This is a genomic window from Streptosporangium album (genome assembly GCF_014203795.1).
In the GTDB taxonomy this organism is placed as follows: Bacteria; Actinomycetota; Actinomycetes; order Streptosporangiales; family Streptosporangiaceae; genus Streptosporangium; species Streptosporangium album.
The window spans coordinates 838,149-850,837 of sequence record NZ_JACHJU010000002.1; the positions used below are offsets into that span (position 1 = coordinate 838,149).

12 protein-coding genes are annotated in these 12,689 nt (G+C 72.9%); 7 read left to right on the forward strand and 5 right to left on the reverse strand.

Annotated elements, in window-relative coordinates:
- Positions 1 to 4: 4 nt before the first annotated feature.
- From FHR32_RS27710 to alc, 6 genes are all read left to right on the forward strand, one after another.
- Positions 5 to 880, forward strand: coding sequence for an FAD binding domain-containing protein (locus FHR32_RS27710; protein ID WP_184757461.1), 876 nt, complete (start codon positions 5 to 7; stop codon positions 878 to 880).
- Entirely contained in the window at positions 880 to 1,353 is a 474-nt protein-coding gene (locus FHR32_RS27715; protein ID WP_184757462.1) for a (2Fe-2S)-binding protein, read from the forward strand. Before FHR32_RS27710 ends, FHR32_RS27715 begins: the two co-directional genes overlap by 1 nt.
- Positions 1,350 to 2,738, forward strand: coding sequence for an 8-oxoguanine deaminase (locus FHR32_RS27720; protein ID WP_312882723.1), 1,389 nt, complete (start codon positions 1,350 to 1,352; stop codon positions 2,736 to 2,738). The genes FHR32_RS27715 and FHR32_RS27720 overlap by 4 nt, the downstream gene beginning before the upstream one ends.
- A gap of 192 nt (positions 2,739 to 2,930) precedes the next feature.
- The gene (locus FHR32_RS27725) at positions 2,931 to 4,112 is read left to right on the forward strand and encodes a glycerate kinase (RefSeq protein WP_184757463.1); all 1,182 of its coding nucleotides are present in this window, start codon (positions 2,931 to 2,933) and stop codon (positions 4,110 to 4,112) included.
- A gap of 67 nt (positions 4,113 to 4,179) precedes the next feature.
- The gene (gene allB, locus FHR32_RS27730; protein ID WP_184757464.1) at positions 4,180 to 5,589 is read left to right on the forward strand and encodes an allantoinase AllB; all 1,410 of its coding nucleotides are present in this window, start codon (positions 4,180 to 4,182) and stop codon (positions 5,587 to 5,589) included.
- Positions 5,586 to 6,539, forward strand: coding sequence for an allantoicase (alc, locus tag FHR32_RS27735; protein WP_184757465.1), 954 nt, complete (start codon positions 5,586 to 5,588; stop codon positions 6,537 to 6,539). The genes allB and alc overlap by 4 nt, the downstream gene beginning before the upstream one ends.
- A gap of 70 nt (positions 6,540 to 6,609) precedes the next feature.
- On the opposite strand, the gene FHR32_RS27740 is transcribed toward alc, so the two are convergent.
- Positions 6,610 to 7,653 carry a helix-turn-helix transcriptional regulator gene (locus tag FHR32_RS27740; protein ID WP_184757466.1) on the reverse strand — a complete coding sequence of 348 codons (1,044 nt, stop codon included), beginning with the start codon at positions 7,651 to 7,653 and terminating at the stop codon, positions 6,610 to 6,612.
- Between the two features lie 63 nt (positions 7,654 to 7,716).
- Here FHR32_RS27740 and FHR32_RS27745 point away from each other — a divergent pair, with 63 nt between their 5' ends.
- Positions 7,717 to 8,511, forward strand: coding sequence for a nuclear transport factor 2 family protein (locus FHR32_RS27745; protein WP_184757467.1), 795 nt, complete (start codon positions 7,717 to 7,719; stop codon positions 8,509 to 8,511).
- Positions 8,512 to 8,601: 90 nt separating this feature from the next.
- Here FHR32_RS27745 and pknB read toward each other — a convergent pair whose 3' ends face one another.
- The 4 genes from pknB to thiO form a co-directional block, all read right to left on the reverse strand.
- Positions 8,602 to 10,524, reverse strand: a complete 1,923-nt coding sequence (pknB, locus tag FHR32_RS27750) for a Stk1 family PASTA domain-containing Ser/Thr kinase (protein ID WP_184757468.1) — start codon at positions 10,522 to 10,524, stop codon at positions 8,602 to 8,604.
- A 76-nt stretch (positions 10,525 to 10,600) separates the two neighbouring features.
- A complete protein-coding gene (locus FHR32_RS27755) occupies positions 10,601 to 11,359 on the reverse strand; it encodes a thiazole synthase (protein WP_184757469.1) in 759 nt (252 codons plus the stop codon).
- A gap of 5 nt (positions 11,360 to 11,364) precedes the next feature.
- Positions 11,365 to 11,565: a sulfur carrier protein ThiS gene (gene thiS, locus FHR32_RS27760; RefSeq protein ID WP_184757470.1), complete on the reverse strand. Its 201-nt coding sequence runs from the start codon at positions 11,563 to 11,565 to the stop codon at positions 11,365 to 11,367.
- A complete protein-coding gene (gene thiO, locus FHR32_RS27765) occupies positions 11,562 to 12,683 on the reverse strand; it encodes a glycine oxidase ThiO (protein ID WP_184757471.1) in 1,122 nt (373 codons plus the stop codon). Before thiO ends, thiS begins: the two co-directional genes overlap by 4 nt.
- Between the last annotated feature and the right edge of the window lie 6 nt (positions 12,684 to 12,689).

Sequence of the window (12,689 nt, forward strand, 5' to 3'; positions counted from 1 at the left end):
GACCATGGAGTTCCTGAGGCCCGCCACATGGGCGGAGGCACTGGAGGCCAAGGCCGCCCTCCCGGAGGCCGCGCCCATCCAGGGCGGCACCGACATGATGGTGGAGCTCAACTTCGACGTCCACCGGCCCGCCGCGCTGCTCGACCTGAACCGCGTCGCCGAGCTCACCCGATGGACCGCCGAGGACGACGGGCGGCTCCGGGTCGGCGCGGGCGTGCCGTACGCGCGGCTGATCACCGAGCTCGGTGACCGGCTGCCGGGCCTGGCCCAGGCGGCGCGCACGGTCGGCTCGCCGCAGATCCGCAACCGCGGCACCGTCGGAGGCAACCTCGGCGCGGCCTCGCCCGCCGGTGACAGCCACCCGCCGCTGCTGGCCGGGGACGCGGTCATCGAGGTCGAGTCCGCCGCCCGCGGCGTGCGGATGATCCCCGCCGCCGAGTTCTACCTCGGGGTCAAGCGGAGCGCGCTCCGTCCCGACGAGCTGATCAGGGCGTTCTGGATGAGCCCGGCGAGCGGCCCCCAGTACTTCTCCAAGGTGGGCACCCGCAACGCCATGGTCATCGCGGTCTGCTCGTTCGCGATCGCGCTCCACCCCGACGATCGGCGGGTGGGCACCGGCATCGGCTCGGCCGCTCCCACCCCCCGCAGGGCCGTCGCCGCCGAGGAGTTCCTCGCCGCCGAACTCGACTGGGACGCCCGGCTCGATCCCGGCGTGCTCGGGCGTTTCGGCGAGCTGGTGTCGGAGGCGGCCTCGCCGATCGACGACGTGCGCGGCACCGCCGGCTACCGCAGGCACGCCGTCGGTGTGATGGCGCGCCGCACCCTGACCTGGGCGTGGAACGAGTTCCGGTCCGGACAGCACGGAAGGAGGGCGGGCTGATGCGTGTCACCTTCACCGTCAACGGCCGCCAGGAGACGGCCGACGACGTCTGGGAGGGCGAGAGCCTGCTGTACGTCCTGCGCGAGCGGGTGGGCCTGCCCGGTTCCAAGAACGCCTGCGAGCAGGGCGAGTGCGGCTCGTGCACCGTCTACCTCGACGGTCTCCCCGTCTGCGCCTGCCTGGTGGCGGCCGGCCAGGCGGAGGGGCGTGAGGTCCGCACGGTCGAGGGGCTCGCCGAGGGCGACCGGCTGGACCCGGTCCAGGAGGCCTTCGTCGAGTGCGGCGCCGTCCAGTGCGGCTTCTGCACCCCCGGCCTCGTCGTCCAGGCTCACGACCTGATCGAACGGATCGCACGGCCCTCCGACGCCGAGATCCGCGAGGCCCTGGCGGGCAACCTCTGCCGGTGCACCGGCTACGAGAAGATCATTGACGCGGTACGGCTCGCCGCGGCCCGCAGGGAGGAGACCCGGTGAGCACGGTCCTGATCGAGAACGTCCACATCGCCCCGGTGGTGGGCCCGGAGATCGGCTCCGGCCACATCCACGTCGAGGGCGACCGGATCGCGGCGCTCGGTCCCGGCCCCGCCCCGGCCGTCCCGGACGCCGTCAGGATCGACGGCACCGGCTGCCTGGCCACCCCCGGCCTGGTGAACACCCATCACCACCTCTATCAGTGGGCCTCCCAGGGACTGGCCCAGGACGCCACTCTCTTCGAATGGCTGGTGGCGCTCTACGAGGTGTGGGCGGCGATGGACGCCGAGGTCGTCAGGGGTGCGGCCGGCGCGGGACTGGGCTACCTGGCCCTGTCCGGCTGCACCACCTCCTCGGACCACCACTACATCTTCCCCTCCGGCCGCGGCGACCTGTTCGCCGCGGAGATCGAGGCGGCCCGGGAGCTGGGCATCCGTTTCCACCCGGCCCGGGGGTCGATGGACCGCGGAAAATCCCAGGGCGGCCTGCCTCCGGACGTCGTGGTCGAAGGGCTCGACGAGATCCTCACCGCCACGGCCGAGGCCGTCGACACCTACCACGACCCGTCCTTCTCCTCGAAGCTGCGCGTCGCGGTCGCCCCGTGCTCGCCGTTCTCGGTCAGCGCCGATCTGATGACCGAGGCCGCCGCGCTGGCCAGGTCCAAGGGGGTGCGCCTGCACACCCATCTCGCCGAGACCCTCGACGAGGAGGAGCACTGCCTGGCCCAGGTCGGCCTGCGCCCGGTCGACTACATGGAGAGGCTCGGCTGGCTGGGCCCGGACGTGTGGTTCGCCCACGCGGTCCACCTGAGCGACGCCGACATCGACACGTTCGCCCAGACCGGCACCGGTTCCGCGCACTGCCCGAGCTCCAACGGCCGTCTCGGCGCCGGCATCGCCCGGGTGTCGGAGATGCTGCGGCGCGGCGCCGTCGTCGGCCTCGGGGTGGACGGCAGCGCCTCCGCCGAGCTGACCTCCCTGTCCGGTGAGATGCGCCAGGCCCTGCTGTTGCAGCGGGCCAGGTACGGGCCCACCGCGCTCACCGCCCGGCAGGCCTTGGAGATCGCCACCCTCGGCGGGGCGAGGAACCTGGGCCGCCAGGAGGAGATCGGCTCCCTGGAGGCCGGAAAGCTCGCCGACATCGCCCTGTGGCGGACCGACGGCGCCTTCGCCTCGGCCGTCACCGACCCGGTCTGCACCCTGGTCTTCGGCAGCCGTCAGCCGCCGCTCGCCCGGCTCCTGGTGGGCGGCGAGACGGTCGTCGAGGACGACGAGCTGCGCACGGTCGCCCAGGACGCGCTGGGCCGCGCGGGCGGCGAGGCCCACCGCCGCCTCATGCGGCTCGCCGAGGAGCGGGGCTTCACCGCCCGCAGGGAGGTCGGCTCCTGAGCGGGCTCCGGGAGCGCGGGCTGGAGGCTCACCGGCCGCGGCGAGTGCCCGGTGCGGAGGAGCGGGCGGGTTGGGGCCCGTCATCGGGCGGATGTGATGATGGTCGTCCACCTCACCGGATTCCGGGAGGCGCCTCCCCCGTTCACTCCGGGCCAGGGCGCGTGCCCGCCGATTCTCCACTAGGGAGCAGGGTTGTCTGAGTCTTCGGGACATGTCCTCATCGCCCCGGACAAGTTCAAGGGGTCGCTGACCGGGGCGGAGGTCGCCGCCCGCGTGGCGGCGGGTCTGGGGCCGGATGTCGTCACGGTCACGCTGCCGGTGGCCGACGGCGGCGACGGCACCGTGGACGCCGTCGTGGCCTGCGGGTTCACCCGCGTCGAGGTGGAGGTCACCGGTCCCACCGGGCAGCCGGTCCGCGCCGCCTACGCCTGGCGCGAGCCCGCCGGCCCGCACTCCGCCGAGGTGCCGACGGCCGTCGTCGAGCTCGCCGAGGCCTCCGGCCTGCGCCGTCTGCCCGGTGGGCTTCAGGCGCTGACCGCGACCAGCTACGGCACCGGCGAACTGATCGCCCACGCCGTACGGCGCGGTGCCCGGCGGATCGTGCTCGGGCTCGGCGGCAGTGCCTGCACCGACGGCGGCACCGGCATGATGCGGGCGTTGGGCGTGCGGTTCCTCGACGCCGACGGGCAGGAGCTGCCACCGGGCGGAGCCGCCCTGCGCAACCTAGAAAAAATCGATAAATCTGGCCTTATCGCGATAGGCGATGTCGAGTACGTCGTGGCCAGTGACGTCGACAACCCGCTGCTGGGCCCGCACGGCGCCGCCGCCGTGTACGGCCCGCAGAAGGGCGCGAGCCCGGAGGAGGTGAAGCTCCTCGAAGGAGCCCTCACCCGGCTCGCCGCCGTCGCCGCGCACACCCACGGCCTGGCCGGCGCCATCGAGCACGACGGGATCGTCCGCCCCATGGGCGTGGCCGCCCAGCCGGGCGCGGGCGCCGCCGGGGGAGTGGGCTTCGCCGCCCTGGCCTTCCTGTCCGCCGACATCCGCCCCGGTATCGAGTATCTGCTGGACCTGCTCGGCTTCCACGACCGGCTCGACGGCGCCCGTCTCGTCATCACCGGCGAGGGCTCGCTGGACGAGCAGACCCTGCGCGGCAAGGCCCCCGCCGGGGTGGCGACCGCCGCCGCCAAGGCGGGGGTCCCCGTCGTCGCGGTCTGCGGCCGCCGCGCCCTCGGCGATGACGAGCTGAACGCGGCGGGCATCACGGCCGCCTACGCGCTCACCGACATCGAGCCCGACCCGGCCGTGTGCATGTCCGAGGCGGGACCGCTGCTGGAGCGGCTCACCCGCGAGTTCGTGCGCGGGCATCTGTGACGGAGGCCCGGCCGGTCCCGGATGGGGACGCCCGGCGGGCGGACGAGGAAGGCGGGAGGCACTGAGCATGCGGGCCGAAAACGCGATGGACCTGGTCATCCGGTCGCGCCGGGCCGTACTGCCCGACGGGGAGGGACCGGCGGCGGTGGCCGTGCGGGAGGGCAGGATCGCCGGCCTGCACCCCTACGACGCCGTCCTGGACGCCGCCGGGCAGGTCGACCTCGGCGACACCGCGCTGCTGCCCGGGCTCGTGGACACCCATGTGCACGTCAACGAGCCCGGGCGCACGCACTGGGAGGGCTTCGCCTCCGCCACCCGGGCCGCGGCGGCCGGCGGCGTCACCGCGATCGTCGACATGCCGCTCAACTCGCTGCCGCCGACCGTGAACGTGGGCGCGCTGGCCGAGAAGAAGAGGGCGGCGGCCGGGCAGTGCCTGGTGGACGTGGGCTTCTGGGGCGGCGCGATCCCCGGAAGTCTCAGAGACCTCAGGGACCTGCACGAGGCAGGGGTGCATGGGTTCAAGTGCTTCCTGTCACCCTCCGGAGTGGAGGAGTTCCCGCCGCTCGGCGCGGACGAGCTACGGGCGGTCATGACGGAGATCGCCTCCTTCGGCGGCCTGCTGGTCGTCCACGCCGAGGACCCGGCCCTGCTCGGCGAACCGGCGGGCCCCGGATACCCCGAGTTCCTCGACTCCCGCCCCGGCCAGGCCGAGCGCCGCGCGGTCGAGCGGGTCGTCGCGCTGGCGGAGGAGACCGGCGTGCGGGCGCACATCCTGCACGTGTCGTCCGCGCTCTGCCTGGAGCCCCTGGCCGAGGCCCAACGGCGGGGCGTGAGGATCACCGCCGAGACCTGCCCGCACTACCTGACGCTGACGGCCGAGGAGGTGCCACCCGGCGCGACCCAGTTCAAGTGCTGCCCGCCGATCCGCTCGGCGGCCAATCGCGAGGAGCTCTGGCGGGGGCTCGCCGACGCCGTGCTGAGCTGCGTCGTCTCCGACCACTCACCCTCCACCCCGGACCTGAAGGTGCCCGACTTCGCCGCGGCCTGGGGCGGGATCTCCTCCCTCCAGCTCGGCCTGCCGGCTGTCTGGGCCGAGGCCTCCCAGCGCGGGCACGGCCTCGGCCAGGTGGTCCGGTGGATGTCCGAGAACCCGGCGGCACTGGCCGGGCTGGACGGCAAGGGCGCCATCGCCGTGGACGCCGACGCCGACCTGGTCGCCTTCGACGCCGACGCCGACCACCCCGTGGACGTGGCCGCCCTGCACCACAGGAACCCGGTCACGCCGTACCACGGCAGGACGCTGCGCGGGGTGGTCCGCGCCACCTGGCTGCGCGGCCGGGCCGTGGGCGACGTTCCCGGGGGAGTCTTCCTGCGCCCCGGCCCGGGACCGCGCCTCGACCCGGGACCGGAGGGCGCCACGGCCGGGACGCGCCGTACGGGACCGGAACGGACCACAGAGGAGAGGACCTCCCCGTGAGTGAGTTCACCACACTGCCCGACCTCGCCCTGCGCACCCTCGGCGGATCGGTCATCGCGGCCAGCGACGAGTCCTTCGCCGAACGGGAGAGCCTGATCCGCCCCGGCCGCCCCGGCTTCCAGGCGCACACCTTCGGCGCCAAGGGACAGGTCTACGACGGCTGGGAGACCCGGCGGCGGCGCGAGCCCGGCCACGAGTGGGCACTGGTCAGGCTCGGCCTGCCCGGGGTGATCCGCGGCGTCGTGATCGACACCGCGTGGTTCCGGGGCAACTACCCCCCGCACGCCTCCGTCGAGGCCACCGCGGTCGAGGGGTATCCCACGGCCGCCGAGCTGGAGGCCGCCGACTGGGTGGAGATCGTCCCGAAGAGCGACCTCAAGGGCGACGCCGAGCACTTCTTCGACGTGACCGATGAGCGGCGTCACACCCATGTCCGGCTGAACATGTTCCCCGACGGCGGCATCGCCCGGCTACGCGTGCACGGCGACGTCAGGCCCGACCTGACGCTGTACGACGGCCTCGGACTGGATCTGGCCGCGCTGGCCAACGGCGGGCTGGTCGTCGGCTGCTCCAACGAGTTCTACTCCTCGCCCAACAACGTCATCGCCCCCGGCCTCGCCCGGCACCAGGCCGAGGGCTGGGAGACCGCCCGCCGCCGCGACGACGGCAACGACTGGCTGCTGATCCGCCTGGCGGGTCCGGGCGTCGTCAAGCTCGCCGAGATCGACACGACCAACCTGCTGTTCAACGCCCCGGGCTCGGTCTCGATCACGGGCACCGCGGACGGGGTCACCTGGTCCGGGCTGCTGCCCAGGACCCGTCTGCAGCCCGACACGCCGCACCGCTTCCGCATCGACGACGCCCCCGTGGTCACCCACGTCCGGGTGGACGTCTACCCCGACGGCGGCCTCGCCCGCGTCCGGTTGCACGGCTCCCTCCGTGAGAGCTGACCCCCGTTCCCCCGGGCGGCCGTCCGTCCGGAGACGTTCACGGACCCGCTCACCCGGTGCGCGGCCACGGTCACGGCGCTGACGGCGGCACGTTTCCGGAGTGTCCGGGGATGTCCCCGTCTCCGTGGTGACCGGGACATCCCCGCCGGTAGACGAGGGCCAGCGCGTCGAGGGTCTCGGTGATCCGTTCGCGGAGCTCCCGGGGGGCGAGGACCTCGGCGCCGGCACCGAGCCTGAGGAGTTCGGGAAGGGCCTGTTCGACGGACTCGATCGGGATGGTGACCTGGGTCCAACCCTCGGAATCCGGTTCCCCCGCGCTCCGCCGGGCGGCCTGGACCACGGCCGGCTCCATGAGGTGGGGCATGCGGTCGAGGGCGTCCGGGGAGACACGGAGGGTCGCCTCCCGCCGGTGCCGGCGCGCGTCGAAGTGTTCCAGATAGGTCTGCCAGTAGGCGGTCAGGTCGAACCCCGCCGGCCGTTCGAACGGCTCGGCCAGCACATCGATGTCCAGGATCCGGGAGACCCGGTAGGTGCGGATCCGGTCCGCGTGCCGGGCGACGACGTACCAGTGCCCGGCCTTGAGGACGACGCCGTACGGTTCCACGGTCCGGGTGATCTCGTGAGGCTCCGTCCAGCGCAGATACCGGATCCGCGCCATGCGCTGGTCCCACACCGCTTCCGCGACCGCGGTCAGATGCGGCGTGGAGTCGGCCTCGCGGTACCACGACGGGGCGTCGAGATGGAAACGCTCGGAGATCCGTCCGGCGCGGTCGCGCAACTCCGCCGGCAGGGCGGCCATGAGCTTCAGCTGTGCGGTGGTCACGACGGGGCCCAGGCCCAGGTCGGCGGCTGCCGTGGGGAGCCCGGTGAGGAAGAGCGACTCGGCCTCGTGGGTGGTGAGGCCGGTCAGGCGGGTGCGGTAGCCGTCGAGCAACCGGTAACCGCCCTCGTGCCCGGGCTCGCCGTACAGCGGCACGCCCGCCGAGCCGAGGGACTCCATGTCGCGGTAGACCGTGCGCACGGACACCTCCAACGTGTCCGCCAGTTCCTGGGCCGTCATCCGGCCCCGGGTCTGCAACAGCAGAAGGATGGACACCAGCCGACTCGCCCGCATGGGGGAAGTCTGCCGCAGTCCACTGACAGGGGATGTCAGGGGACTGTCGTTACCGTCCCCGGCATGGACACCATCATCGATTTCGTGAACCGCTACGTCGCCGTGTGGAACGAGCCCGACGCGGACGCTCGCCGTACGGCCATCGCCGAGCTGTGGGCCGAGGACGGGGTCGAGACCATCGAGTCCGCGGAGTATCGCGGGCGCGAGGCCATCGAGACCCGGGTCACCGAGGCGCACGAGGAACTGGTCAGGTCGGGCGGGTTCGTCTTCCGGTCCGCGGACGACGCCGTGGGCCACCACGACGTCATCAGGTTCACCACTCACATGATCCCCGCCACCGGCGGCGACGTCGCATGGACGGGTTCCGTCTTCGTCGTCCTCGGCGACGACGGACTGATCCGGCACGACTACCAGTTCGCCGAGAACGGTGATCCGGGCACCCGCGCCACCGCGGAGGAGTTCCTGCGCCGGCTGGGCGGAGGCGATCCGGACCACATCGCCGAACTGTTCGCGGAGCAGGTCGACTGGCAGCTGAACTGGCCGGACGGAGGTCACCCGGCGGCGCCGTGGATCAGGCCCCGCTCGACCCGGACCGAGGCCGCCGACCACTTCCGTACCCTGAACGCCTTCCACGTCCCGGACAGGCGCGGGGGATCGGCGTCGCGCGTCCTCGTCGACGGGACGGACGCGGTGGTGCTGGGAGACATCCAGCAGACGGTGAAGGCCACCGGAAGGGCGTACACCGCCCTGTGCGCCCTGCGCCTCACGGTCGAGGACGGCCTGATCACGCGCTATCACGTATACGAGGACAGCCTCACGGTCGTGGAGGCGCTCACCGGTAGGGACGCGGACCGGTGAGATGAGGCCGTGCCGAGCCACGGCGTGAGAGAACCGGTCCAGATGAGAGGCCGCCCTTTCACGCCCGGCGGGGTGCCCGGGTGACCCTCCTCAGTGCCAGAGGGTCACCTCGGTGCCCGCCGGGACCTGCTGGCCACCCGGCGGGATCTGGGCCAGGACCGTGGCCCGGCCCGAGCCTCTTTTCACCTTCACACTCACCCCCGCCGCGCGCAGCTCGTCCCGCGCGGCTCTGACGTCCTTGAACAACACGTTGGGGACGACGACGATCTGCTGGTCCTCGTTGACGTTCTGGTCGTTGTTCTCCCAGGGCCAGTGCCACTCGCCGTTGCTGCACTGCGACAGGGTCATCCGGACGACGGCGCCCTTGTCGATCTCCGCGTTGGGCTGGGGGTCCTGGGCGATGACCGTGCAGGGCTGGGCGGCGTCGGTCTGCTCGACGAACTCGGGGGTGAACCCCGCGCCGCGCAACATGGCGTCGGCCTGGTCGCGGGGCATGCCCTTGACGTCGGGCATGACCAGGCCGGCGCTCATCACCAGGGCGACCTTGCTGCCCTCCTTGACCTGGTTGCCCACCGCGGGGCTGGTCTTCATCACCTGGCCGCGCGGCACGGTCTCGCTGGACTGTTTCTTGACGCCGCCGACCACCAGCCCGACCTCCGCGAGCTTCGTCCGCGCGCTGTTCTCGTCCAGGCCGACGACGTTGGGCACGGGGATCCGCTTGGGGCCCGCCGAGGCGATGATGAGCAGCTTGGACTTGCCCTCCACCTCGGTGCCCGCCTCCGGGTCGGTCCGTATCACGTTGCCCTTGGGCACGTCCTCGCTGTTCTCGGCCTTGCCGATCTCGACGGCGAAGCCGGCCTGCCTGGCCTCGCCCTCGGCGATCGTGACGTTCTTGCCGACCAGCTTGGGCACCGTGATGGTCGTGCTCTGGGAGAACAGCCAGCCGGTCACCCCCACCGCGGCGACCATCACCACGGCCAGCGCGATCACGAACCAGTTGGGCCGGAACCTCTCCGGCTTCCGGGCGGCGGGCGCGGCGTGGTCGGTGACGGGGCTGGTGAGCAGGTCGACGCGCGGCTGGATCAGGGTCTGGTTGGCCGGCGGGGGCGCCGAGTCCTGCCCGCGAGGGGGACCGACGGGAACCGACGGCACCGGGCCGCTCTCCCGAGGCAGGGCCCGGTGCGCCTCCACCGCGGCGACCAGCATCGCGGTCGCGTCCGCCGGGCGGTCCGCGGGGTCGCGGGCCGTCGCCTGGGCCACCAGCGTGTCCAGCAGCGGCGAGGTCTCCGGCAGCAGGGCCGAGGGCACGGGCACGGTGTCGTGCACGTGCCGGTAGGCCACCGACATCGGGGTGTCGCCCTCGTACGGCTGGCGGCCGGTGAGCAGCTCGAACAGCATGATCCCGGCCGAGTAGACGTCGCTGCGGACGTCGGCGGCTCCGGAGGTCACCTGCTCGGGCGACATGTAGCCGATGGTGCCGATCATGACACCCGTGCGTGTCTGGTTGGTCGCCTCGATCGCGCGGGCCAGGCCGAAGTCCACCACCTTGATCCGGCCGTCGTCACTGAGCAGCACGTTCTCCGGTTTGACGTCCCGGTGGACCAGTCCGGCCTGGTGCGCGGCGCCCAGCGCGGCGAGCACCGGGATCATGACCTCGAGGGCCTCGCGGGCGGGCAGTCTGCCCCGGGCACGGAGCACGTCGCGCAGGGTGCGTCCCGGCACGTACTCCATCGACAGGTAGACGTTGTCTCCGTCGGTGCCCTGGTCGAAGACGTGCACCACGTTGGGGTGCGAGAGGCTGGCAACCGACTTGGCCTCGCCGATGAACCGCCGCACGAACGCGGGATCCTCGGCGAGGGAACGGTGCATCACCTTCACGGCGACCGTGCGGTCGAGCCGGATGTCCAGAGCCACATAGACGGTCGCCATGCCGCCCCGGGCAATCCGGGACTCAACGCGGTAACGCCCGTCGAGGAGCTTCCCGACGAGGGGGTCCGTAAGCGTCGTGTCCACGCGGCTGAGTTTACGGGCGATTTGATGCCCGCAGGGTCCCCGTGTTCCAAACCGATGCCGAGAAGTTGACTGTTTCCTATGGATTCATCGGAGAGGACGCCTCCGCGTGGCGCCGCCGGGGGATCCGCCCCGCCAGCCGTGCCTGGCGGCCCGCGACGACCGCCGAGCGCATGGCCTGCGCCATCAGCTCCGGCCGGTGCGCCCGGGTGACCGCCGTGGCCAGCAGCACCGCGTCGCACCCCAGCTCCATCGCCAGAGCCGCGTCGCTGGCGGTGCCGATCCCGGCGTCCAGGATCACCGGCACGCCGGCCGCCTCCACGATGAGCTCGATGCTGTGCGGGTTGCGGATGCCCAGCCCGGAGCCGATCGGGGCGCCCAGCGGCATCACCGCCGCACAGCCCGCCTGCTCCAGCCTGCGCGCCAGGGCCGGGTCGTCACCGATGTAGGGCAGCACCGTGAACCCGTCGGCCACCAGCCGCTCGGCCGCGTCGAACGTCTCGATCGGGTCGGGCAGCAGGGTGCGCTCGTCGGAGATGACCTCCAGCTTGACCCAGTCGGTCTCCAGGGCCTCCCTGGCCAGCCGGGCGGTCAGCACGGCCTCCCCGGCCGTGAAGCAGCCGGCGGTGTTCGGCAGGATCTTGATGCCGCGCCGGCGCAGCACGTCGAGGACGGAGCCCCGCGAGGCCGGGTCCAGCCGCCGCATCGCGACCGTGGTCAGCTCGGTGCCCGAGGCGGCGAGCGACTGGTCCAGGATCTCCAGCGAGGGCGCGCCCCCGGTGCCCATGATGAGACGGGAGGAGAACTTCTCCCCGCCGATGATCAGATCGTCGTCCATCTCCGTCACCCTCCCTGCACCGCGGTCAGCACCTCGACCCGGTCGGCCTCCGCCAGCGCCGTCGTGTCCCATGCCCCCCGCGAGACGACCTCGTCGTTCACCGCCACTGCCACGCCGCTCCTGACCTCGGTCAGCGTCCGTACGGCCTGCGTCACGGTGGCCCCGGAGGGCAGTTCGTGCGCGGTGCCGTTGATCGTCACGTTCAATGGTGCTCCTGGAAACGCAGTGGTGAGCAGATCGTCGAGAGTTCCGGGTCCGCCTCGCCGGAACAGAGGTCGGCGGTGAGCGGGGCGAGCAGCACCCCGCCCCGGTGGTGCCCCGTGGCCAGGGACAGGCCGGGCAGCGCGGTCGGGCCGACCAGCGGAAGGTTGTCCGGGGTGCCGGGGCGCAGTCCCGCGATCACGTCGGCGAGCTCCAGCTCCGTCACGCCCGGGACCAGCTCCCGCGCGTCGCGTAACAGCTCCCACAGCCCTCCGGCGGTCACCCGGGTGTCGAATCCCATCTCCTCCTGGGTCGCCCCGACGACCACCTCCCCGTCACCGCGCGGCACCAGGTAGACGTGCGCGCCGTGCACGACGCCCCGCACGCACCGCCGCAGGATCGGCGTCGGGGAGCGCAGCCGCATGATCTGGCCCTTGACAGGCCGCACCGGCGGCAGCACCTCGGGCGGCAGTCCCTCCATCGCCCCCGACCAGGCGCCGGCCGCCAGGACCACCTGGGCGGCTCCGAGGATCTCGCCGGTCGCCAGCCGTACCCCTGTGACCGCCTCAGCGCCCGTCTCCAGCCCTGTCACCCGGGCTCGCACCTGTGTGCCGCCCCTGCGTTCCAGGGCGTCCAGGAGGGCTCTGGTGGCCCTTCTGGGATCCACCCACGCGTCCGCCCCGGCCAGCAGGCCGCCCCGGACGGCCGGGGCGAGCATCGGTTCCAGGCGGCGGCACTCGCGGCCGGTGAGCCGCTCGGCGGGCAGCCCCAGCTTCTCGACGAACGCGGCGAGGTCGTCCAGCACCGCCAGGTCGTCGGCGCCGAAGGCGACGTCCAGCGTGCCGTCGGTACGGTAGTCGAGGTCGTGACCGCTGTCGGCGGTGAGCTCGGCCGCGAACGCCGGCCATCTCTCCAGGGAGGCCAGGCCCAGCCGGAGGAGGGGCTCCTCGGTGTAGGTGGCCTCGCTGACCGGTGCGAGCATGCCCGCCGCCGCGTGTGAGGCCCCCGAGGCCGGCGCGGGATCGACCACCGCCACCTTCAGGCCCCGCCGGGCCGTGCGCCACGCGACCGACAGCCCGACGATGCCCCCGCCGATGACGAGGACGTCGAAGTGGTGTGCCATGCGTGC

Excerpts from the sequence above, each read along its gene's own strand:
- FHR32_RS27755 (WP_184757469.1), bottom strand. The coding sequence starts at position 11,359 with ATGGACGACGATCTGATCATCGGCGGGGAGAAGTTCTCCTCCCGTCTC.
- FHR32_RS27715 (WP_184757462.1), top strand. The coding sequence starts at position 880 with ATGCGTGTCACCTTCACCGTCAACGGCCGCCAGGAGACGGCCGACGAC.
- allB (WP_184757464.1), top strand. The coding sequence starts at position 4,180 with ATGCGGGCCGAAAACGCGATGGACCTGGTCATCCGGTCGCGCCGGGCC.
- thiO (WP_184757471.1), bottom strand. The coding sequence starts at position 12,683 with ATGGCACACCACTTCGACGTCCTCGTCATCGGCGGGGGCATCGTCGGG.
- FHR32_RS27745 (WP_184757467.1), top strand. The coding sequence starts at position 7,717 with ATGGACACCATCATCGATTTCGTGAACCGCTACGTCGCCGTGTGGAAC.
- FHR32_RS27740 (WP_184757466.1), bottom strand. The coding sequence starts at position 7,653 with ATGCGGGCGAGTCGGCTGGTGTCCATCCTTCTGCTGTTGCAGACCCGG.
- FHR32_RS27710 (WP_184757461.1), top strand. The coding sequence starts at position 5 with ATGGAGTTCCTGAGGCCCGCCACATGGGCGGAGGCACTGGAGGCCAAG.